This window comes from uncultured Microbacterium sp., assembly GCF_900078385.1.
Taxonomy (GTDB): Bacteria; Actinomycetota; Actinomycetes; order Actinomycetales; family Microbacteriaceae; genus Microbacterium.
The window spans coordinates 251,731-273,105 of sequence record NZ_FLQR01000006.1; the positions used below are offsets into that span (position 1 = coordinate 251,731).

A 21,375-nucleotide genomic window follows, 5' to 3' on the forward strand; every position below is an offset into this window, starting at 1 on the left:
GGGGCGAACTGTTGCGCCACCACGATGCAGATGACTGTCGCCGGAGTCGGCGCGAAAGGCGCCATTCGCGTGAGTTTGCAAGGAAATCTCTTCCCTTCGTGTACGTCGTACGTTATAACTGGCATACAACGTACATTAAATGGAGAGACGGCCCGATGAACCCCTTGACCGACCCCGCCTCGACCGTGATCGCCGGCACCCTGCTGATCGCGGTCCCGATCGCCTTTAACGCCACCTTCGCCGCGTTGGCGGTGAAGTTCGATTACCCGAACATCCTGCGAAAGCCCACCGCGGACGTGCTGGCGAAATTCAGCGCGGGCGGCTCGGCGCTGGTGCTGTTGTGGTGGGGGTTTGCGATGACGGCTGCGCTGCTGACGCCGCTCGTGATTCTGGTGTCCGTCTCCCTGCAGGGGGCCACGCCCGCGGTTCTGCTTGCCGCGGCAGCGGTTGGAGTGGTCGCCAGTGTGGTGCAGTTCCTCGGCCTGATGCGGTGGCCGTTCCTGGTCCCACACCTGGCACGCGAGTCGGAAAGCCGCGACGCCACCCCGGCTCGCCGGGAGGCGATCGACGTCGTATTCCAGTCCCTCAACCGCTACCTCGGTGTCGCCGTCGGCGAGCATCTCGGATTCCTGTTCACCGGGGCATGGACGGCACTGGTTGGTGTCGCGATCCTGCAAAGCTCCAACGTGAACGGGTGGGTCGGCGTCACTGGAATAGCCATCGGCCTCGCCCTGGCCCTCTGCTCACTCGAGTTCGTCGGCCCGTTCGAGCCCCAAGGATGGAAACCAGCCGCGGCCGCCACCCCGTTCGTCTACATCGTCTGGTCGCTGTGGCTGATCGTCACGGGCATCGCCCTGCTGCTGTGAACAGCGCACGGATGGTCCTCACATTCGGAACCGCTGAGTTCAGAGGCCGCTGCGCGTCGCGAACATCGCTGCAGCCCGCCGCGGGTCGACCTGGCAGCAACGATGCCGCTGTCTGATCCTCCTACCTCCGCGCTCGGTCACGAGGGTCGCGACCGCTTGCGTACGGCGTACATTACGTATAGCGTACGCCGTACATCGACCCGTCGCCTCACTCCCCGCGACACCCCTATCGACAGGAACGTCGTGAATACTGCTACCCACACTCGCGACTGGACGACCGCCGAGATCCCCGATCTCGCCGGCAGGACGGTCATCATCACAGGCGCCAACAGCGGAATCGGCTTCGAGACCGCCCGCGCGTTCGCAGATCACGGCGCGCACGTCGTCCTCGCAGTGCGGGACGGACAGAAGGGGGAGGCGGCAGCGGCGCAGATCGGCACGTCCGCCGAAGTTCGCCTCCTCGACCTGGCCGACCTCGGCTCCGTGCGCAGGTTCGCCGGTGCCTGGGACGGTGACATTCACATCCTGGTCAACAACGCCGGCGTTATGATCCCCCCGCTCGGTCGCACGAAGGACGGGTTCGAGTTGCAGTTCGGCATCAATCACCTCGGCCACTTCGCCCTCACGAATCTCCTGCTGCCACACATCACCGGACGCGTCGTGACGGTTGCCAGCGGCGCCCACCGCTCCGGAACCATCGACTTCGACGACCTGAATTGGGAACAACGCCGCTACGGCGGCGGATCCGGCGGTTACAGCCAATCCAAGCTCGCAAACCTCCTGTTCACCCTCGAGCTGCAACGCAGACTGACTGCATCCGGATCTCGCGTTCTCGCCATGGCCGCGCACCCAGGAATGGCCGCCACCAACCTGGGATCCCATTCCGGCAACCCCTTCCTGACTGCCCTCGGGAGCCTCGTCGTGCGCCTGTTCGCGCAGGACGCCACCGGCGGCGCGGCACCCACCCTGTTCGCCGCCACCGCACCCATTCCGGGTGGCAGCTACGCCGGGCCCGGCAACCGGCGCGAAATGATCGGCGCACCTGTCCTGGTGGGCCGCTCGGACGCCGCGACGGATCCTAGAACCGCCGAACGGCTCTGGGATGCATCCGAAGAGCTGACCCACGTTCCCTACCCGGCGGCGCAACTCAACGCCTCCTGATGCGCGCGATCGCCCGACACGCCTACGGCGCCCCCGCCCGGGTTGGCGCAGTTCACGCGCCGCCCTGCCCCGTGGCCGCTTGCGGTTCTCCAGGAGGGTTTCGAGTAGACGCCAGAGCCTTGTGCTGGCGACGAGGCACTCGACTCGCGACACGCGCGGTGGCGGCGGGTTGGTCGTTCATCGCACGATCGGGATCGCTGACACGCTCCGGGCGCGGCGCGCGAGCGGGGCGATCGAGTCGTGGCGGGCTGCGTGCCAGATGGTGATGACGAGTGCGATCGTCACGGGCGCCCAGATCATGCGCTCGACGAAGGACGTGGAGGCGATGTTCAACAGCGTGGCGAGCACCATGACCGCTGCGGCGGCGTAAAGCACGCGGCGCCGGAACGTCGCTGGCGCAATCGACGTTCCGGCGACGGCCGCGAGGGCGGCGTACATGACCGACGTGATCACGCTTCCGACTCGTAGCGCATCCGGGAGGACTCCCTCATTCGAGCCGCCCTGGGTTGCTGCACCCCATGGCGCACCGGCGGCAAGCGCGGCTTGGAAAGCCACCACGACCAGGAGGAGGAGCGCCGCGGATTTGCCGGCGCCACTGGCCGAGGGATTCTTCTTCATGTCCTTGTTGCTCATGATCTGTCTCTCTTCTCGTCGTTCGGGATGGTGACCGAGATCAAGGTGACGCCGAGGTCCCCGACCCGCCGGAGGAGGCCGTGCAGGGCAGCCTGATCGGCAACCGAACCGGTGAGCGTGGTGGTGCCATCGCGTTGGCTCGTCAGGGTGAACCCGTCGAACCATCCGCTCCAGCGCTGATCAAGCTGCCCGCGGAGGCGGATCTCATATCGGCCGGGCTCGGGATTCCCAGGTACTGGTGGGCTGCTCATCGACGTGATGCCGTGTCGATGGGGAGCGGGTCAGTGAGTCGCGACCCGGTCGACCTCGGCCGGGGCCGGTAGCGCCGCCGTCGTGCGGGTCTTCATCCAGAGGGAGAACCCCAGCCACACCAGGGCGACACCCATGGGGACAGCTGCCATGCGTTCGAGGGCGTGGGGCAGGAGCGCTGCGAGTGGGGTGACGGCTGCGGCGACGAGGAGCAGGATCGCCCCTCCGCGGGACAGCAGACGGGCGCGGATGGTCGCTACGCCCAACAGCACTGCGCCGCCCGCGTAGAGAATGAGGCCGACAAGCGGCACGGCGGCGAGGGCGCCGAGATCGGTCTCTGCCGCGTAGCGGCCGAAGAGTCCGACGAAGTCGACTGCAAGCTGAGGCGCGTCGACCGCGATCAGCGGCGCGATGAGCGCTTCCGCGAAGTTGAACGAGGCCTGCAGGATGAAGAATAGGCCGAACATCAGGTACCCGACCAGACCGAGGATACCGACCTTTCGCGACTGATACAGGTAGATCCCCGTCACACCGATCAGGGCGAGCACGGCTTCCGTAAAGCTGAGGACGTGGACATTCACCCACGCCTGCGTTGAGAGCGATTCGATCGTGTCGGCCGGATGGATGAACTGGATCACGATGTAGGCGAGGCCGGCGAAACCTGCGGCGACAGCGGCCCCTCTGACGAGGGAGGTGAGGATGGTCATGGCGGTACTCCGATGCTGGGGACACCCGGGCCGTTTGCCGGGCACGTCCTGAAGGTACGGAGCAAGGTGGTGATGCGGCATCACCAGATGGCCGGTGAGCGTGGTGATTCTTGGCTAGATGAGTCCGAGCATCTCGGCACGGCGGACGGCGGCAGCGCGGCTGTTCACATCGAGCTTGGCGAAGATGTGCTTGGTGTGCGTGCGGAGAGTATTGAGTGAAACGTGGAGTTCACGAGCCATCTCCGGGCCCGTCAGCTGAGTCCCGAGCAACCGCATGACGCTCAGCTCTCGTTCGCTGAGCGGTTCTGCCAGGAGCGTGTCGGAGGCGGTCGCGCCCGCACCTCTCAACATCTGGCTGAGCGCCCGCACGTACGGCGGCCGGATGCCCGCGCCTGCTGCGTCACTCAACGCGCGCAACATCGGTGCGCCCTCGTCCAGAAGGACGCGGATGTGGCCACCCTGCTCCGCAAGCGTCAGCGCGCGTTCCAGCGGCACCATGGCACGCGCCGTCCGTCCTTGTGCGTGCCATGCGAGCGCCTGCAGTGTCAGGATCTCGATGCTGCTGCCGGTGCGGCCCCCTGAGTCCGCGGCGACAGCGAGCAGGGCGAGCAGCGTCGCGGCCGCATCGAGCGATTCGTCGGTGCCTTCGGCGATGAGCAGCCGCGCGAGCGTGATCTGACCGAACTCGCTCAGGTAGTCGAGTTCGGCGGTGCTGGTGAGACCCCGGTCTGCGAGCCAGGCGCGAGCGTCGTCGTGACGTCCCTGCAAGATCCAGACCCTCGCCCGCAGACCGGCGATCGGACGCACCTCCGGGAGAAACCCCCGACGATAGTGGCCCTCAGCGGTTGCAAGGAATCGGAGCGCGGCCTCCAGATCACCCTCGGAGCGTCTGAGCTCCGCCATGCCGACCGCCCAGCGGTAGCGATGCTCGCGTGTGAAGGCACCGACACCGAGCGCATCGGCCGCGGCAAGGTGTCCCGCCGCAGCACTCAGATCGTTTCGCTGCCGGAGCACGTCGCCGAGGCCGGCGTGCAGGTCGGCGGCTGGCGGGCTGCCTTCGGTCTCGCGGAGTGCCAACTCGTAGTTCGACTGGGCTTCCGTGAGGCGACCGAGCGCGAGCAGCATGTCACCGACGACCATCGTCGTGCTCAGCGCGTCCAGAAGGTTGCCCGCGCGCCGCAGGTTGCGGGCCGACTCGCGGAAAGAGTGCACGCCTGATTCGAGGTCGCCGCTCGCCCATGCGGCCAGGCCCAACATGCCGGCGGCCGCGCCCCGGCCAAGATAGTCGGCGGATGCTGCGACCTCCAGCGCGCGCTGGGCGTGGGCGCCGACGGCTGCAGTGTCACCGGCGGCCATCGCTACCGCGCCGCGATACAGCGCGATGGTCACGGGAAGCATGTCGAGCTCTTCGCCGGGCTCGGATTCATGAGTGACACCTTCCGCGGCGCGCGCGAGCTGCGCCTCGGCATCGGCGAGCTGCTGTTCGACCGCGGCGACATCCCCCGAGACCAGCGACGCCCACGCCGCGAACACGCGCAGGACCGGCCGGGCGTCGATCGCTTCTCGTGGCAGGAGCGCGAGCCACCCGAGCAGAGTGGCGTCTTGGCGGCTCTTCCGGACGCCGGGGATCGTCGCTTCGATCAGCCTGGCCGCACGGGGGAAGTCGGCGGCGGCCAGCGCATGGCGCACCGCGTCTTCGGGAAAGTCGTGGCGTTCGAACCACGCGCTCGCCAAGATGTGCAGCGCGTTCGCACGTTCGTGACCATAGGCCAGCAGTCGCACTTCCAAGACATCGGCGAACAGGTGGTGGTATCGATACCACTGTCGCTGCTCGTCGAGCGGGACGATGAACAGATTGGCACGCTCGAGTTCGGCGAGCATCTCGGTCCCCCCCGTGCCGCCGGTGACAGCATCGCAGAGTGGTCCGGTGAGGCGGCCGAGGATGGCGGTCTGCCACAGGAACTCGCGGACATGCACAGGCGCCCTGTCGAGAACCTCCTCGATGAGGTAATCAATGACGAATCGGTTGCTGCCTGTGAATGCAGAGATGAATGCGGAGGGGTTGGGCCGCTCGCGTAGGGAGAGGGCTGCGAGTTGGAGGCCTGCGATCCAGCCCTCCGTCCGCGCCGCGAGCGCGGTGACATTCTCGTGGGAGAGCGCCAGCCCCGTCGCCTGAGCGAGGAACGCCGCCGCTTCCTGCGGAGTGAAGCGCAGGTCAGCGGCTCGCAGTTCGGTGAGCTCGTTACGCACGCGCAGTCGCGCGATCGGCAGCAGGGGGTCAGACCGTGTGGCGATCGCAAGGTGCAGTTGTGGTGGCGCATGGTCGAGCAGGAACATGACCGCATCTCGCGCCGAGGCATCCTCGATCAGCTGAAAGTCGTCCAGGACGAGCAGGAGTCGTCGGGGGCTCGCCGCCGCGTCGTTCACGAGCGAGGTCAGCACGGACTCGGCCGACGTCAGGAGGTCATTCGAAACCGAGCCGGCATGGCCGGCGGCCTCATTGAATGCCGCCACCAGGTAGGAGAGGAATCGGACCGGGTCGTTGTCGGCCTCGTCCAGGGACACCCACCCGACCCCGATTTCGGGGTCGTTCCGTCGACTGGCCGCTATCCATTCACTCAGCACAGTTGTCTTGCCGAAGCCTGCGGGGGCTGAGATGAGAGTGAGCTTCTGTCCGGCGGAGAACCCCTCGTCGAGCGTCTTGACGAGGCGGGGGCGGGACAAGGCGTGGGAGCGCGGCGGCGGCACGAAGAGCTTGGTCGCCAGTACCGGCATCGCCATGCGCTTATCCTACGGATGACGATCCTACGGATGACGATTTTACGGATGACTGTGCCGGCTGAGACCGAACGAGAGAAAGTTGTGGCCCTCTCATGCGTCCGGGTCGCAATCGTTTCTTGGACGACTATTCGGTCGCAGCGCGATCGAGGAATCCCGCGGCTGAAGGTCGGCCTGACGGAGTCCTCACGATTGGCTAGGGACACATGATGCGCCTAGGCGCAGTCACGGCGACTGACGAATCCCTCGGCAAACGGCGGCGGGGGTCACGGTTCTGGTCTACGACGTTGTTGTTGACATGATGACAAGGGCCGGGATCGCCGTATGGGATGGTGTGCATTCTCGTTCGTCTCCGTGATGTGCACCGCGCCGAAGATCGGTTTCGATAGACGGGCCGGTCGGCGGCGAGTACGGTCATCGAGTGGAGGGCTCCCCTTCGCGTGGCTGGGGACGCGGTGGAGAGCCCTTCACCATGCCCCCGGGCGGTAATCCCCCGAACGGGTGACAGGCGCGGAGACCACGCGCCGGGTATCATCATCGATACGGATGCATGACCCCCCGCATGGCACCCCCCCCCATTTACTTGCTGTGCGGCGGTCTGAATCGCGACGAGACCCCCCCATTTCTCGACGCGACCGCGTCCAAAAGGGCCCTCCCCTCGTCCCCAAGACGCTGAGTGGAGGGCCCTTCATCTTCGTCATTTGCACGGCGCAGGAGCAGCCTCCGCGGGTCGTGCGGCCGCTACGGTCGCGCCATGACGACTGAGCGCCCCGTGCCCGCGACATCCCTGCGGCGCCGCGCGGATCGGATCACGACGGCGTCCATCACCATCGCGGCGCTCGTGACCGTCGCGAGCATGTGCGGGCTGTTCACCGGCTGGCCGTACCGGCTCGAGACGGAGAACTGGCTGCTGCAGGCGCGCGGACAGGACATCGGCAACCTCCTCGCCGTGATCGTGCTCGTGACCGCCGCGCTCCGCATGCGCCGCGGTTCGCACCGGGCGACGCAGGTGTGGATCGGCGCGCAGTTCTACCTGCTGTACGCGTACATCGTCTACGCGTTCGCGGTGCATCTCAACGCGCTGTTCCTCGTCTACGTCGCGATCCTCGGGCTCGTCACCTTCAGCCTGCTCGCGGTTCTCCCCGCCCACCTCCACCTCGACCGCGCCGACGCGCACCGTCGCGGCGGGCGGTTCGCGGGAGGCGTGCTGATCGGTACCGGTGTGCTCTTCGCGCTGCTGTGGTTCAGTGAACTCCTGCCTGCGCTGTTCTCCGGCCAAATCCCCGAGAGCCTCGAGCTCGCTGGCCTGATCGTGAACCCTGTGCACGTCATCGACCTCTCCGTCGTCCTGCCCGGAATGATCGTCGTCGGAGCCCTCGGCATCCGCCGCATCCCGCCCGGGACGGCCCTCACACTCCCTCTGCTCGTCTTCTCCACACTCATGGCACTGAGCATCGTCGCCGCCATGATCCTCATCACCATCACCGGCCATGACGGAACACTCGCGCCAGCGATCCTCGTCACGGCGGTCGCCGGCATCAACGTCACCGCGGCCACGATCCTCACACGAAGCCCCCGGAACCGCGGTAGCGAAGCAGAGCCGAGCACCCCGTGACCCACGCACGCCGGCCGTGCGGCGGCAGCGGCCATCACGACCTGGGCGTCGCCAACACCTGAGTCTGCTGGAATTCGGGTTCTGCTCGGCTCACCCTCACCGCCGCCTTGACCGTCCGCCGCCGCTACTCTGCGCCGAGGGCGCTGGATGCAAGGTGCTCCGGAGTCAGCGTGATGCCGTTGGTCGAGGAGGCCAACTGAGCAAGTTCCTCAAGCCACTCGTGATTCAGGGACGGTGGCTCCGGCTCATCAAACGTGAAGAGCAACGGGATGGACGGATCTACCCAAATCGTCGATCGACCGGGCGGCTGATCGTCAGGATGCCGCCACGACACCGTGAACCTCTCGCCTCTTCGCAATTTCACAACGATCACCACCTTCAGATGCGCGAGAGCGCGATCCTCGATCGGAATCGAGACGCAACCGTTCCCGTAGAAGAGAGTTCCCATACCGGATCTTCCCGCCAGAAGGCCTGCCTTGGCCACCCACTCGCCCGGAGGCCCGCCACGTGGCGGCATTTCGGCCTTCGGCACTCGCGATTCAAAGCGGACATCGAACCTCACGCGGGCCGGCATCCTTCCCAAAGGGGCAACGGGGCATTCCATGCGAGGCCAACACCGTTCGCTCGGGGGCAATACGATCTAGCAGGAGGACCCGTGGACAGAACGTCGGAGTGGCGCATCGATGACGCGGCCGCGTACGACGCGGTGCGCTCTACGGCCGTCGTGATCGCTGCTCGTCTCGCGCGCCAGGGGGATGCGGAGTCAGCCCACCGGATCCTCGGATCCGTGGCGGCCCTGGATGGGTTCGACCGTGCGACTGTCGACGAGTTCGCAGAGAACTTGGCGGCCTCGCAACTGGGTTCTTCCCGTGGTTGAGTCGGCCACGCCCATTAGCGCTCTGGAGGAGTATTTCCACGAGTCCATTGAGCCGCTCCTCTTCGCGCGCGCCCAGAGCGTCACTCACCCATCGCTCACGTTGCTGGCTTCTCCTCTCGCCATCGGGCGTTCCCGCGCGCTTTCGAGATTCTCTGATGAGTCGGTGGTCCTCAACGCTGCCGACCTTCGCATGTTGGCTCCCGTCGAAGGTGACGCCGCCGAGGCGGCGGCGTCGTTGCTTCAGCTCTCACTCGCTCATGCCCGCCACCACCGGTTCTCGGTCGCTCTCGATGGTCGGTTCCGCACGCCCGGGGTCGCCGTCGGGCTTGCCCGCTTGTTTGCGTCGTCCGGCTTTTCGACTCGGTTCGTCGCGATCGCGGAGCGGGAGGCGGAGGTGAAGCTGTCGGCAGCATCGTCGCGGCTGCTTGAGTGGCGTCGCGGAGCCGGCGATGCAACGGGGGGACGGACTGGTCCCGTGACTGTGCTACCGGTACTGAGCGGGGTGGCGGAGAATCCTTCTGCCGTCCAACAGGTGGTCGTCCTCTCTCGCACCGGCGACGTCGCCTTTCGTTCCGCCAACGCGGACCATGCCGGCGCCGTTTCGGCCTTCGAGGCGGCTGCGGCGGAGCGGTTGGGGACCTTGCGGTCGACACTCTGGTTGAGTCAGCTGCGACACATGACGCGGTTCCTCGGATCGCAGCGATCGGCGCCCCGGTGGGCGGTGGATGACCTGATCGACTTGCACGAGTTCGCCCTCACCGAGATCGTCCCCGAGCTACCGATCCCGGCCGACTCCGAGTTCAACCGAATTCAGGTCGCGCGTTTGTCAGCGACACTCTCCGTGCTCCGCGACGCCCCCGGTACCGACGCCCACGAAGACGTCGCGCTGTCGCTCCCGGTGCCCGCGCCGACCGCAGCGAGCCGCTCGCTGTAGTCACCCGCGCTGTCCCGAAGCGACATCGGTCGGGGTCTATCGGCGTGATGTCGCTGAGTTTTGACTTGTTGGCGCGGTGACCGAGCCATCCGTGTGGGGAAGCCGGACTTGCCGATGTGGCGCCCCTTCGCTGGCGGCGTAGACAAGTCGGTGCAGCCGGGCGAGTTTGTCTCGATCGCCAGTGGGGACGAGGTGTGCGGCGGCGTGTCGGAACGCGTCGGCCCGAAGCCTGCGGGCTGTCTCGGCGGGCAGGTCGTAAGGCGCTCGCCCGAAGGTGGTGCGGGCGACGGAATCCATCCGGACTTCTTCAGCGATGCGCGCGCGGTGCCGGTTCTCGTAGCCGCCGATGAGTGTGGGGAGCGCGTGCAGCCATGCTTGCCATTCCCGTTTGAGCGCGGATTCTCGCTCCAGTTCAGAGGATGACGCTTCCGGCGCGGTTCCCGTGATCCTGTCGCGAGCGGAGAGGATCGCCACGCGGGTGTGCGCCAACGGATCGAGCTCGTGCCGGAGAGCCTGCTTCTGTGCGGCGTTGCGGCGGGTGGTGAAGAAGTTGTCAGCGCGGGTGTCGTTGGCGCGCTTCTCGTTGGCGTAGACGTGATGGATCTGGCGGGGTGGGAGGCCGAGCTGCTTGAGCCGGGTGCGGAGTCTGCTGGCCTCCCTGCCGCGGGCGCGTTGCCGTTCGAGGTTCTGCCGGTACCAGCGGCGATAGCCGTCGGGGTCGTCATCGCGACGTTTTCGTGCGGCGTCGCGTTGCTGCCGCCGGGTGGCGTCGGGGTTGCGGTCCCGCCATGCCTGGCTCGCCTGTCGCGCCGCGGTGGCCGCCCGGTCAGGATGGCGGTCGATGTAGCGTCGCCGGTACTCGCGGACCCGCTCCGGGTGGTCCCGTCGGAACGCGCGGGAGCGGGCTCGTTCCTGTGCGCGATGTTGCGCGTACCACGCGCGTCCGCGCGCTCGGCGCTGCTCGGCGGCGGCCTTGCGTTCGGCGGCTCGGCGCATCGATTCCCGGTTGTGCAGGCGGGCGCGGTCCCGGTTCGCGTCCTTCCACTTCCGGACGGCGTCGGCGAGCCGGTCGTGGTTCTGCTCCCGGTACGCGGCACGCTGTGCGCGTGCCCGTTCGGCGGCATCGGCGGCATCCGGGTCGGTCTGGATCAGCCGCCGGCGCGCAGCAGACCGCTCATCGGGTGTGCTCACGAGCGGGCCGTCAGCTGGCGGTCGGTCCGGCCGCGTAGACGAGCGAGGCAAGATCGGCGCGGTAGGCGGTGGGGTCGATGATCGTGCGACCGATCGCGTCCCGCAGCACCACTGCGCCTTCAGGATCGGGCGCGGTCACGTGGTCGAGCACCCAGTCCACGTCACTGCCGAGGGAGTAGTCGGGGTCGTCGGCGTGAAGCTCGGGGTAGTAGAGCAGGGCGAGCATCCCGGTCTTGCGGATGATTTCGTCGGCGTCGTCGGTGGTCATGCTGCGGTCCTTTCGTCAGTGGGAGGGGGCGGGTCCAGTGGATGGCGGCTCGAGGGAATCGGGAGAGTTGGTCGGAGTGAACTTGTCGCGGGCTCTGCAGGGTGGGCCGAGGGTGAACCGGCGGTGTGGCGCGCTCGCACGCCGCCCGCCCGGGAGATACTCATTGCTGATCGCCGACGTCGGGTCGGCGATGACCCAGTGGCAGCGGGTCCCGTGCCGCACGGTGAGGTCGAGTTCCGCTTCCTCAGGGGATCCGGCCCATACCCCGGTGATCCGCCCGTCGATCAGTGCGGTGTGCCATTGCCGTTCTCGCTGCCAGACCCGGTGGGTTGCGAGGGTCGCGTCGATCGCGAGCCGGCGGGCGAGGCACTCGTCGCCCGATGCGGTGTGTCCGCGGATGGGCATCGCGGCGCGGATCCGCTGTCCTGCTTCCGCGAGCGTCTCGCCCGGCACGGGGACCGTCGGCTGCTCGATCACGACAGGCCCCCTGCGGGGGTGCTCCGTGACATGGTCCTTCGTCATCGTCACCACGTTCCCGAAATGGCGGCGACGTGCGTGCCGACCTCGACTGCGAGGCGGGTGACCTCCCCGATCAGCCCCGCGGTGCGAGGGTTGGTCGGCATCGCTGTCACCAGCTCGCCGAGGATTGGGGCGTCGGCGTGCGCCTTGTAGCGCCGCAGCGTCTCCGCGGTTCGTGGGTAACCCCAGTCCGTGTCGAGCCGGTGCATCCATACGTCCCACTGATGAGGCGTCCGGGGATCGAGCTTGTTCAGCACGACCGCATACCGGAGGCCCCGCGGTTCGATAAGACGGTGGATGGTTCGCATGGTTGGCTCCACCGCGAGCGGCTCGGGCGTCATCGGCACGAGTGCGAAGTCGGCGGCGTCCAGCACCAGGTCAAGGGTCCGAGTCTCCTCGAAACTCCCGGGGGTGTCCACGAAGACGAAGTCGTACTCCACCTGTAGAAGCGGCAGCCGGGCGATGACGCTCGCCTGCTGGGGGCCGGCGTAGTCGAACGGCAACGGGCGGGGGACGTTGTCGGCCCACCACTGCGTGGACCGCTGGGGGTCCGTGTCGATGAGCAGCACCCTATGTCGGCGGGACATCGCCGCGGCGACCTGCATCGCGATCGTCGTCTTCCCGACGCCGCCCTTTTGATTGGTAACAGCGATCGTGTACATCCTCAACCTCCTGCGTGTCCCGAATGGCTATTGACACTAGTAGACGTCTTAGCCGTACACTTAGTCAAGGCCGGGCTGCGATTCCTGATTGCGGTCGAGCAAACTAAGGGGGTGAAGGTCGACGTGAAGACAATCGAGGGCAAGAAGATGTCGCATCGTGCAGCGACAGAGCCCATCGGTTCCGCATTGCGGATCGCGCCCGGTTTCAGCGCCACCACTCTCGATGACGAGACCGGCATCGAGACGACACTTGACGCGATCTACGACGCGGACGCCGGGAAGTACGTCGTCACCACGATCGTCAACCGTGCCATCCGCCCCGGGTTCGACGAGATCGCGCTCAGGCACACCGCTCCGCAGGCGATCCTGCAAGTCGCGGTCCCCCAGTGCGTGGCCGTCAAGCTTGACAAGGGTTGGACCACGATCGCCGAACTCACCCAGACCGAGGGGCGCATCGTCCCCGACTGGCTCGCCGCCGAAGTCGTCAAGCGAGGCACCAGGACCGAACGCATGGAAGTCATCCAGATCCTCTACGGCGCCTCCGCCCTCGCCGGACTCCCTCCGGTTCGCACGGTGCAGGTCGAGCTTGGCGTCCCGCACCGCACCGCCAGCGACTGGATCGGCAAGGCCCGTGCCGCCGGCTACCTCAAGGGAATGAGCTTCACGCCTGGCCGCCAGGCGGATGACTGACACCAGTACTGCGTCACTTGTCATCGCTGTCGACCATGTCACCGCGGCCGCGGCGATCGGGATCAGCCCGTCCCGCTTGCGTCACCACGTGAGGCTCGGAGACATCACGCCGCACTTCTCCGGCTCGAAGCCGCTGTACGCGGTCTCGGAATTGCAGCGATTCATCGAAGCTCTTCCGACCCACCCGGAGCGTCTGCTCACGGCGTGAGTGCGATGGTTCGGTGGGGAGCGTCCGTCGACCGGAGCGTTGCCTAAGCGGCGCGACCACGGGCAGGGATCGGTGTTCTTCCTCGAAAGCCGCGGACTGTGGCGCGGGGTCATCGACAACGGGTTTCACTCGGACGGCAGGCGCCGGCAGCGGTACGTGCATGCCAAGACTCGCGAGGAGTGTGTCAAGAAGCTTCGCAAGCTGATGAATGAGATCGCGACCCATGGGGAGCCGCTGGACCATCACACCCGAGTCGCCGATCTCGCCAAGGCCTGGCTGGAAGACGCCGGCGGCCGGCTCAAGCCCAAGACGATGCAGGGGTACCGGTCCGCCGTATCCGCGAGCATTGTTCCCATTCTCGGGAAACGGGTTGTCTCCGAACTTCGGCCTTCGGACGTTCGACGGCTGCACGCCGCGGTATTCTCCCGCGGCGTCGGCGCATCGAGTGTGGCCAGCGCCCACCGCGCCCTATCGGCCATGCTCAGCTTCGCCGTCGACGAGGGGATGATCGCGCGCAACGTCGCCGAGTCGGTCGACATCCCCACCCGGGCACCCACCAACCGGGACTCGCTTTCGCGCGCGGAGACCCAGGCGCTCCTCGAAGACGGCGAGCCCAGGTGGGTCCTCAGCCTCCTCTCCGGCGCACGCGACGGCGAGTTGCGCGGCCTGCGCGTCGAGGACATCGACTTCGAAGCGAAAGTCGCGCACATCTCCTGGAACCTCGCCGAAGCCACCTCCCAACACGGCTGCGGCGGGACGTGTGGCTACAAGCGCGCCAGCAACTGCCCCCAGCGCATCCTCGACGTCGCACCCAACCTGGAATCGATCCCTCTCGAGGGCCGGTGGGTGCTCGTCCGCCCGAAGTCCTACAAGCCACGCCTTGTGCCCCTCACGCAGCCGCTCGCCGACGCGCTCCGCGCCCAGATCGACGCGGACGGTGGCCCGAACCCGCACAGTCTGGTGTGGCACCGCGCACAGGGCACGCCGCTCACCAACGCCGACATGAACACCTCCCTCCGACAGGCGCTTCGCCGCGCGGGCATCAGGCGCCCCGCGACGGTGCACTGGCTGCGCCACACATACACGACCATGTCCGAGCACGCCGGCATCCCCTGGGTGGTCTACTCCCGGATCTCCGGGCACGCCAGCGAAGACATCTCCCGCCGCTACACTCACCAGCTCGAAGTCGAGGCGCGGGACGGAATCGCCCGGCTGGACGCCTACCTGCGCGAGCACCGCTGAGCCCAGCGGCTCCGGTTCTCGACGCCTAGAGTAGGCGGCAACGTCGCAGGGTCTGCTGGCAGCCGCTTCAGCCCTCGGACCGCCCGAAAGCGTCTTCGCGGCGCCGGATTTAGTGCACACATAGGTGCACACATACGGGTGTCCTGCTGTGTCGCGCTGTGGCGTCCGCCGAAGAACTCATTCGTGCCAGAAACCACGAAAACCCGCGGGATTCCGCGGGTTTTCGATCGTTACTGTCTCAACACAGTGTGCGCCCGAAGAGACTCGAACTCCCAACCTTCTGATCCGTAGTCAGATGCTCTATCCATTGAGCTACGGGCGCATGGCCTTTGCTCTCGCAAGGCCAGCGACCAGGATACCCCACGCCGCCGGATCCTCCGAATCGAGGGCCGTCACTCCAGTTCGGCGGGGTCGAAACCGCCTGCGCTCGCGCCGCCCTCGATGACCTCGGGCTCCGCGCCGCTCGCGCGCAGCGCCACCTGCTTCTCGACGCTGCGGCGGTGGGCGCGCAGCTTCGGCAGGTCGACGAGCCGCAGGGCCTGCATGCGCGCGATGCGCATCCGGTCGTAGTCGGGCTCGAGGTCGGGGCGGGCGGCTTCGATCCGCAGCGTCCGGTCGATGTTGCCGGCGACCTCGTGCCATGCCGCCTCGCGCGCATCGGCGATGAGCTTGCCGAGCTCCTCGTCGTCCTCCGCGCGGGCGCGCAGCTCGCGCGCGACGTGCTGCGACTGCTTGCGTCGGCGCCGGAGGTTGCGGATGTCCCTGCTCCGGTAGTCGTGCGTGCCGTCCGAGTCGGAGTGGCGACCGCGAGCAGCCTTGCGGTCGCGTTCGGTGCGCGCGGCGTCGTCGTCGGCCTCGTCGGCGAGCGCGAGCAGCGCGGCGCGCGCATCGGGGAGGAACCGTTCCGTGTCGAAGTCCTCCCCCTCGGCCAGGATGTGCACGAGGATGCTGTTCTTCAGGCTCAGCCGCGTCGCCGCGGACGCGATGTACAGTCCCTCAGCGACGACATCGCGCGTGCGCACACGCTGCTGCTTCTCAGCCACCGGTCCCCCTCACCTCGATCCTAGGGAAGGGCGTCGACGAGAATCGACGGCAGAGGCGGAACAAATCGAGAACGGGGCCAGGATGCCACGACTGGACGTCACCGGCGCGACGAGCGTCGTCACGGGAGCCGCCGCGGGAATAGGCGCCGCGGTCGCCCACCGGCTCGCCCGCGACGGGGCACGACTCGCCCTGATCGACCGCGACGCGGCCGGCCTGGCGGCGGTGGCGGCCTCCCTCCGCGGGACAGGGCATACGACGCACGTCGTCGACCTCGCGGATGACGCGGCCGTGGCCGCCGTGGCCGCCGACATCACGGCATCCCACCCGCACGTGCAGATCCTCATCACGTGCGCCGGCTCCTCCATGCTCGGCAGCATCGACCAGCTCACGATGGCCGAGATGCGCTGGCTCATGGATGTGAACCTCTGGGGCACCGTGAACATCACGCAGGCACTCCTCCCCGCGCTGCGCCGTGCTCCCGCCGCGCACATCACCCACCTCGTCTCGATCTACGGGCTCGCCGCCCCCGCCGGACGCATCCCCTATGCGATGAGCAAGTACGCCGTGCGCGGCTTCACCGAGGCGCTCCGTCACGAGCTGGAGCGGTCGACCGTCACGGTCGGCGCCGTCTACCCCGCCGGGGTGAAGACGGGGATCATCCTGCGCGGGCGGTACGCCGCGGCGATCGATCCGGCCGTGGCCGACCGGGCAGCCCACGCCCAGGCGAGGATGTACCACACGGAGCCCGCGGACGCCGCGGCGAGGATCGTGGACGCCGCGATCGCCCGCCGGCCGCGGACCATGATCGGGCGCGAAGCGCGACTCGTCGACGTCCTGACGCGGGTCGCGCCGACGCGGTACTGGGCCGCGATGCGCCGTCCGCTCCGCGATGCGATCGACACGACGACCCCGGTGAGCGGCTCGGGCGGCGGCGGAACGGATTCGTAACCGCACCCGATGCGGAGCATAGGAACCGCATAGGGGCGCCGCATGCAATGGACTCCGGACACGAAACGTCAGGAGTCTTCATGGAACCGCTCGCCCCCATCGCCCTCGATCTCATCGCCATCGCGGTTCTCGCCTTCGGCGTGTACTACCCCCGGCACCGCCGCCGCGACCTCGCCGTCGCGTTCGTCGGCGTCAACGTCGGCGTCCTCGCCGTCGCGATGGTGCTGGCCGGGACGACCGTCGGCGCGGGCCTGGGCCTCGGCCTCTTCGGGGTCCTGTCGATCATCCGGCTGCGCTCGCGGGAGATCGAGCAGAGCGAGATGTCGTACTACCTCGCCGCGCTCGCGATCGGTCTCATCTCCGGCCTCTCCACCGGCATCACCTGGCTGAGCGCCGGCCTCGTCGTCCTCATCGTGGCGGTCCTGGCCGTCGTGGACAGCCCGGCGATCCTCCGCCGCTCCCGCGAGCAGACGATCGTCCTCGACCGGGCCTACACCGACGAGGCCGAGCTGCAGGCCGCCGTCGAGCAGGTCCTGGGCGTGCCGGTGCATCGCGTCTCGGTCCGCGCCGTCGATCTCGTCTCCGACACCACGACCGCCGACGTCCGCTACAGCGCACCCCGCCCCGGCGAGACCCCCGTGCGCCGGTCGGAGTCGCTCGGCCGGTACGAGGTGGCCCGATGAGCGCCCTCACCCGGCTCGATGCGCTCCGCGGCGTCGACCTCGCCGAGCTGAACGCGGCCGCCGCCCTGCAGACCCGCGTCGACCGGAAGTACATCCTGCCGCTCACCGCTCTCCCCCGCGTGCTGGCCGACCTGCCGGAGGGCAGCGAGGTGCTCGACATCGGGGGGCAGCGGGCCCTGCGGTACGCCTCCCAGTACTTCGACACCCCCGAGCTCGACAGTTATCTCGGTGCCGCGCGCGGCCGGCGCCGCCGGTTCAAGGTGCGCGCCCGCACCTACCTCGACTCCGGCGGCACGTTCCTCGAGGTCAAGACCCGCGGCGGCCGGTCGGCCACCGTCAAGGAGCGCGTCCCCGTGACGGGCGACGAACTCGACGAGGACGCGGTCTCCTATGCCGCCGACCTCATGGCGGGTGCCGGCATCCCCGCGGCGGTGCATCTCGCCGGCCGGCTCCGGCCGACGCTCGTCACGCAGTACCGGCGTGCGACGATCCTGCTGCCGGCCGCGGCGGGCGGAGACCCGTCCCGGGCCACGATCGACATCGACCTCGCCTGGATCGACGGCGACGGCACACTCCTCGAGCTGCCCGCATCCGCGATCGTCGAGACGAAGTCCGGCCAGCGCGCCGGGGCGCTCGACCGCGCCCTGTGGCGGCACGGACACCGCCCGGCAACCCTCTCGAAGTACGGCACGGGCCTGGCGGCCCTGCACCCCTCCCTCCCCTCCCATAAGTGGCGTCGCGTCCTGTCGCGCCACTTCACCGACGTGACGCCTTCGCGCGTCGCCGCCTGAAAGGACACCCTCATGGCACAACGCACCCCCTCCCGCCGGCTCTGGCTGATCGCCGCTCCGGCCCTGTCGCTCTCCCTCGTCCTCGCCGGATGCGCGGTCACCGCGACCACGCCGGCCGACTCGACCGGCACGGTGACCGTCGAGGAGACGGCCACGACCTCGCAGCTCACCGGCGCGACGGATGCCACGCAGACCGCCGCCGATGTGCTCGCCGCCGACCAGGAGACGCACGACGCAGGCGACGACGCGGAGTACTCCGTGGACGACGCCACGACGATCGACCTGTCCGGCTCGTCGGCCGCGGTGACCGGTGACGGCGCGGAGACCGGTGACGGCACCGTGCGGATCACCGCTCCCGGCACCTACATCCTGAGCGGCGACTACACCGGCCAGGTGATCGTCGCCAGCGACGCGGAGGGCGCGGTCCGGCTCGTGCTCGACGGCGTCGACATCAGCACCGACGCGGGCGCCGCGATCGACATCCAGGCCGCCGACGAGGCGATCGTCGTCCTCGCGGACGGGTCGTCGAACACGCTGAGCGACGCGGCGTCCTACGCCGACGACGCGTCGGCGAACGCGGCCCTGTACAGCGCCGCCGATCTGACCCTCACGGGCACGGGGGCGCTGTCGGTGACCGGGAACGGCAACGACGGCATCGCGGCGGCGGACGGGCTGGTCATCCAGTCCGGCACCGTCACGGTCGACGCCGCCGACGACGGCATCCGCGGGAAGGACTACCTCGTCGTCCGGGGCGGTGAGATCACCGTCACGGCGGGCGGCGACGGCCTCAAGTCCGACAACGAGGAGGCCGCCGAGCGGGGCTACGTCGACATAAGCGGCGGCACGATCGACATCACGAGCGGCGACGAGGGAATCGACGCGTTCACCGATGTCGTCCTCACCGGCGGTGCCGTGACGATCACGGCGGGCGGCGGCGCCGACGGCGACCCGGACGACGGCGCCAAGGGCGTCTCGGCAGGCGTCATCGCCGTCTTCGAAGGCGGCTCGCTCGCCGTCGACGCCGCCGACGACGCGGTCAACACGAACGCGTACGCGCACCTCGCCGGCGCGACCGTCGATCTCCGCTCCGGCGACGACGGCGTGCACAGCGAGCTGCAGCTCGTCATCAGCGCGGGCACGAACACGATCGCCGAGGCCGTGGAAGGGCTCGAGGCGGGCCAGATCACCGTCACAGGCGGTGACACATCGGTCACGAGCAGCGACGACGGCACGAACGTCGCCGAACCCGACGAGGGCAGCGCCGAGATGACGATGCTGATCAGCGGCGGCACCCTCCTCGTGAACGCGGAGGGCGATGGTCTCGATGTCAACCAGGGCGCCCTCACCCAGACCGGCGGCACCGTCGTCGTGTCGGGGCCGACGAACGGCGGCAACGGCGCACTCGACGCGGACGGCGGGGTGACGATCTCCGGCGGCATCCTGCTCGCGGCCGGCTCGGCCGGAATGGCCGTCGCGCCGTCGGCCGACTCCGACCAGGCCTCGGTGCAGTTCACCTTCTCCCAGACGGTCGCGGCCGGCACCGTCCTGACGGTGCTCGACGCGTCCGGGACGGCGCTCGCGTCGTTCACGACCGACAAGGCGACGCAGAGCCTCGTGTACTCCGAGTCGGCGCTCGTCAACGGCGAGAGCTACACGCTGGTCTCCGGCGGCAGCGCCGGGGAAGCGGTGGCCGGGAGCCTCGCGAGCCCCGGGACGGCCGGGACCACGACGGTCGCGACCGGGGTCGCCGGCGAGCAGACCTCGGCCGAGATGGGTCCGGGCGGCGGGGGCGGCGGCACCCGCCCCTGACCTGCGGGCGATCCCCGCTGAAGGCGATCCCCCTCCGATCCCATCCGATCCGCAGACGGCCCCGAATGATCTGTGTCGCGGTGATCGCCGCGCACGAACTGGAGGTCCACATCATGCGCACGTCCCCGAACCGCCTCGTCGCCACGATCTTCGGCGCGGTCTATCTGCTCGTCGGCCTGCTCGGATTCGCCGTCACCGGCGGCGTCGGGTTCATCGCCACCGAGGGAGGCCTGCTCCTCGGCATCTTCGCGGTCAACCCGCTGCACAACATCGCCCATCTGCTGATCGGTGCCGCCCTGCTCTTCGCCGGGCTGAAGTCGGTCCCGGTCGCGAAGGCCGTCAACACGACCATCGGCGCGGTCTACCTGCTCCTCGGCATCGTCGGCTTCTTCCTGGTGGGGACCGCGGCCAACATCCTCGCCCTGAACACCCCCGACCACTTCCTGCACCTCGCGAGCGCGCTGGTGCTGCTGGCGGCCGGTCTCGGCGCGGAGCGCGGAACGCGCACGGCGACGGTCTGATGTCTCCGACTGCCCTGACGCGAACCTGGCCCGCCCTGGGCGGCTGGGGATCGGGTCTCGTGCAGCTCGCGCTCGGCGCGGGGATGGTCACGGGGACCGGTGCCGGCGCTCGCGCGCTCGGCGCGGTCCTCGTGGCCCTCGGCGCCGGCACCCTCGCGTGGGGTGTCGTCCGCCTGACGGGCGACCGCGGCACCCGCACGGGCGTCGCCGTCGGCCTCGCCGGCATCCTGGCACCCGGTGCGGCGCTGCTCGTGGACCCCGTCCACGCGAGCGTCCTCGCGGTGGCCGCGGCCGTGGTGCTGTCGCTCGTCGTGGGGATCGGCGCCGCGTTCGGCCTCCGCCGCGGGCCGGGTGCGTATGCGCCTGCCGGCATGACCGGGATCCTCGTGGGATCGGTGCTCGTGGCAGCGCTCGTGACCCCCGCGCTCGCCGCCACGGAAGCCGGCCGCTTCGCGACCGATCACGGGGCGCACAGCGTCCCCGCCGAGCACACCCACTGACGGAGGGGTAGCACACGGCATCGGCGGCGGCAAGCCCCCTGCCGGGTATCGAACCCCCACGTAGCGTGGGGATCCACCTTCACGAAAGGAGAGCGACATGGGATTCCTGGATGACGCGAAAGAGGTCGCAGAGACCGCCGGCCGCAAGGCCGGAGACGCGTGGGAAGACACCGCCGATCGCATCGGCGACAAGGTCGACGAGATGAAGGCCGACGCGAACCTGAAGAAGGCCGAGGCCGAGAAGGATTCCGTCGAGCAGCGCAACGAGCTCAAGGAGAAGCTGCGCGGCGACGAGTGACACCACCGACCCGGAGGGCCTCGAGCTGAGACTCGGGGCCTTCTGAATGCCCCATCCGATCGGATGAGGGCTCCGAACACCCGATGACGAGGTCTGCGTTTCGCTTCTGGGGGGAAGTGTTACACGGTTCGTCGGGCTCGCTTCGACGCGAGAATGGTCACGGGGATGGAGCGACCGGCGC

Annotated in this window: 23 protein-coding genes and 1 tRNA gene; 13 read left to right on the forward strand and 11 right to left on the reverse strand. The window is 68.6% G+C overall.

All coding sequences use genetic code 11. The annotated features are described in order from the left end of the window. Window positions 1-155 precede the first annotated feature (155 nt). Together QZL85_RS06225 and QZL85_RS06230 are read left to right on the forward strand one after the other, a co-directional pair. A complete protein-coding gene (locus tag QZL85_RS06225; RefSeq protein ID WP_295574987.1) occupies window positions 156-866 on the forward strand; it encodes a DUF4386 domain-containing protein in 711 nt (236 codons plus the stop codon). Window positions 867-1,109: 243 nt separating this feature from the next. After that, a complete protein-coding gene (locus QZL85_RS06230; protein WP_295574990.1) occupies window positions 1,110-2,027 on the forward strand; it encodes an oxidoreductase in 918 nt (305 codons plus the stop codon). Window positions 2,028-2,204: 177 nt separating this feature from the next. Here the strand turns inward: QZL85_RS06230 and QZL85_RS06235 are convergent, their stop codons facing one another. From QZL85_RS06235 to QZL85_RS06250, 4 genes are all read right to left on the reverse strand, one after another. Beyond that, window positions 2,205-2,660 (reverse strand): hypothetical protein, encoded by a 456-nt coding sequence (locus QZL85_RS06235; protein ID WP_295574993.1) that lies wholly within the window; start codon window positions 2,658-2,660, stop codon window positions 2,205-2,207. Beyond that, on the reverse strand, window positions 2,657-2,911 hold the full coding sequence (locus QZL85_RS06240; protein WP_295574996.1) for a hypothetical protein: 255 nt from the start codon (window positions 2,909-2,911) through the stop codon (window positions 2,657-2,659). Before QZL85_RS06240 ends, QZL85_RS06235 begins: the two co-directional genes overlap by 4 nt. 30 nt (window positions 2,912-2,941) lie before the next feature. Continuing rightward, window positions 2,942-3,616, reverse strand: coding sequence for a hypothetical protein (locus QZL85_RS06245; protein ID WP_295574998.1), 675 nt, complete (start codon window positions 3,614-3,616; stop codon window positions 2,942-2,944). A gap of 114 nt (window positions 3,617-3,730) precedes the next feature. Next, complete coding sequence (locus QZL85_RS06250) at window positions 3,731-6,397, reverse strand: LuxR C-terminal-related transcriptional regulator (RefSeq protein ID WP_295575001.1); 2,667 nt, start codon at window positions 6,395-6,397, stop codon at window positions 3,731-3,733. A 751-nt stretch (window positions 6,398-7,148) separates the two neighbouring features. Here QZL85_RS06250 and QZL85_RS06255 point away from each other — a divergent pair. After that, a complete protein-coding gene (locus QZL85_RS06255) occupies window positions 7,149-8,009 on the forward strand; it encodes a hypothetical protein (RefSeq protein WP_295575004.1) in 861 nt (286 codons plus the stop codon). A 124-nt stretch (window positions 8,010-8,133) separates the two neighbouring features. Here the strand turns inward: QZL85_RS06255 and QZL85_RS06260 are convergent, their stop codons facing one another. Next, the gene (locus tag QZL85_RS06260) at window positions 8,134-8,457 is read right to left on the reverse strand and encodes a hypothetical protein (protein WP_295575007.1); all 324 of its coding nucleotides are present in this window, start codon (window positions 8,455-8,457) and stop codon (window positions 8,134-8,136) included. 421 nt (window positions 8,458-8,878) lie between these two features. Between QZL85_RS06260 and QZL85_RS06265 the strand changes: the two genes are divergently transcribed. After that, window positions 8,879-9,820 carry a hypothetical protein gene (locus QZL85_RS06265; protein WP_295575009.1) on the forward strand — a complete coding sequence of 314 codons (942 nt, stop codon included), beginning with the start codon at window positions 8,879-8,881 and terminating at the stop codon, window positions 9,818-9,820. 36 nt (window positions 9,821-9,856) lie between these two features. On the opposite strand, the gene QZL85_RS06270 is transcribed toward QZL85_RS06265, so the two are convergent. Genes QZL85_RS06270 through QZL85_RS06285 form a run of 4 tightly spaced genes read right to left on the reverse strand, consistent with a single transcriptional unit; the run spans window position 9,857 to window position 12,460 of the window. Continuing rightward, the gene (locus QZL85_RS06270) at window positions 9,857-11,011 is read right to left on the reverse strand and encodes a hypothetical protein (protein WP_295575011.1); all 1,155 of its coding nucleotides are present in this window, start codon (window positions 11,009-11,011) and stop codon (window positions 9,857-9,859) included. A 10-nt stretch (window positions 11,012-11,021) separates the two neighbouring features. Next, a complete protein-coding gene (locus QZL85_RS06275; RefSeq protein ID WP_295575014.1) occupies window positions 11,022-11,279 on the reverse strand; it encodes a hypothetical protein in 258 nt (85 codons plus the stop codon). A 15-nt stretch (window positions 11,280-11,294) separates the two neighbouring features. Beyond that, a complete protein-coding gene (locus QZL85_RS06280; RefSeq protein ID WP_295575017.1) occupies window positions 11,295-11,756 on the reverse strand; it encodes a hypothetical protein in 462 nt (153 codons plus the stop codon). Between the two features lie 47 nt (window positions 11,757-11,803). Continuing rightward, entirely contained in the window at window positions 11,804-12,460 is a 657-nt protein-coding gene (locus tag QZL85_RS06285) for a ParA family protein (protein ID WP_295575020.1), read from the reverse strand. Window positions 12,461-12,571: 111 nt separating this feature from the next. Here QZL85_RS06285 and QZL85_RS06290 point away from each other — a divergent pair, with 111 nt between their 5' ends. Both QZL85_RS06290 and QZL85_RS06295 read left to right on the forward strand, forming a co-directional pair. Further along, window positions 12,572-13,150: a hypothetical protein gene (locus tag QZL85_RS06290; protein ID WP_295575022.1), complete on the forward strand. Its 579-nt coding sequence runs from the start codon at window positions 12,572-12,574 to the stop codon at window positions 13,148-13,150. A gap of 280 nt (window positions 13,151-13,430) precedes the next feature. Continuing rightward, entirely contained in the window at window positions 13,431-14,600 is a 1,170-nt protein-coding gene (locus QZL85_RS06295; protein WP_295575025.1) for a site-specific integrase, read from the forward strand. A gap of 249 nt (window positions 14,601-14,849) precedes the next feature. On the opposite strand, the gene QZL85_RS06300 is transcribed toward QZL85_RS06295, so the two are convergent. Together QZL85_RS06300 and QZL85_RS06305 are read right to left on the reverse strand one after the other, a co-directional pair. Then, window positions 14,850-14,922: transfer RNA gene (locus tag QZL85_RS06300), tRNA-Arg, on the reverse strand. 70 nt (window positions 14,923-14,992) lie between these two features. Then, window positions 14,993-15,643 carry an asparagine synthase gene (locus QZL85_RS06305; protein ID WP_295575028.1) on the reverse strand — a complete coding sequence of 217 codons (651 nt, stop codon included), beginning with the start codon at window positions 15,641-15,643 and terminating at the stop codon, window positions 14,993-14,995. An 82-nt stretch (window positions 15,644-15,725) separates the two neighbouring features. On the opposite strand from QZL85_RS06305, the gene QZL85_RS06310 reads away from it, so the two are divergent. The 7 genes from QZL85_RS06310 to QZL85_RS06340 all read left to right on the forward strand — a co-directional run bounded on the left by QZL85_RS06310 (window position 15,726) and on the right by QZL85_RS06340 (window position 21,194). Then, window positions 15,726-16,592 (forward strand): SDR family oxidoreductase, encoded by an 867-nt coding sequence (locus tag QZL85_RS06310; RefSeq protein WP_295575031.1) that lies wholly within the window; start codon window positions 15,726-15,728, stop codon window positions 16,590-16,592. 80 nt (window positions 16,593-16,672) lie between these two features. Further along, complete coding sequence (locus tag QZL85_RS06315; protein ID WP_295575033.1) at window positions 16,673-17,275, forward strand: DUF4956 domain-containing protein; 603 nt, start codon at window positions 16,673-16,675, stop codon at window positions 17,273-17,275. Beyond that, entirely contained in the window at window positions 17,272-18,066 is a 795-nt protein-coding gene (locus tag QZL85_RS06320; RefSeq protein ID WP_295575036.1) for a polyphosphate polymerase domain-containing protein, read from the forward strand. The genes QZL85_RS06315 and QZL85_RS06320 overlap by 4 nt, the downstream gene beginning before the upstream one ends. 12 nt (window positions 18,067-18,078) lie before the next feature. Continuing rightward, the gene (locus QZL85_RS06325) at window positions 18,079-19,875 is read left to right on the forward strand and encodes a carbohydrate-binding domain-containing protein (protein ID WP_295575038.1); all 1,797 of its coding nucleotides are present in this window, start codon (window positions 18,079-18,081) and stop codon (window positions 19,873-19,875) included. Window positions 19,876-19,988: 113 nt separating this feature from the next. Next, entirely contained in the window at window positions 19,989-20,396 is a 408-nt protein-coding gene (locus QZL85_RS06330) for a DUF4383 domain-containing protein (RefSeq protein ID WP_295575653.1), read from the forward strand. Further along, complete coding sequence (locus QZL85_RS06335; RefSeq protein ID WP_295575040.1) at window positions 20,396-20,896, forward strand: hypothetical protein; 501 nt, start codon at window positions 20,396-20,398, stop codon at window positions 20,894-20,896. Before QZL85_RS06330 ends, QZL85_RS06335 begins: the two co-directional genes overlap by 1 nt. Window positions 20,897-20,993: 97 nt before the next feature. Then, on the forward strand, window positions 20,994-21,194 hold the full coding sequence (locus tag QZL85_RS06340; RefSeq protein ID WP_295575042.1) for a hypothetical protein: 201 nt from the start codon (window positions 20,994-20,996) through the stop codon (window positions 21,192-21,194). The last annotated feature ends 181 nt before the right edge of the window (window positions 21,195-21,375 follow it).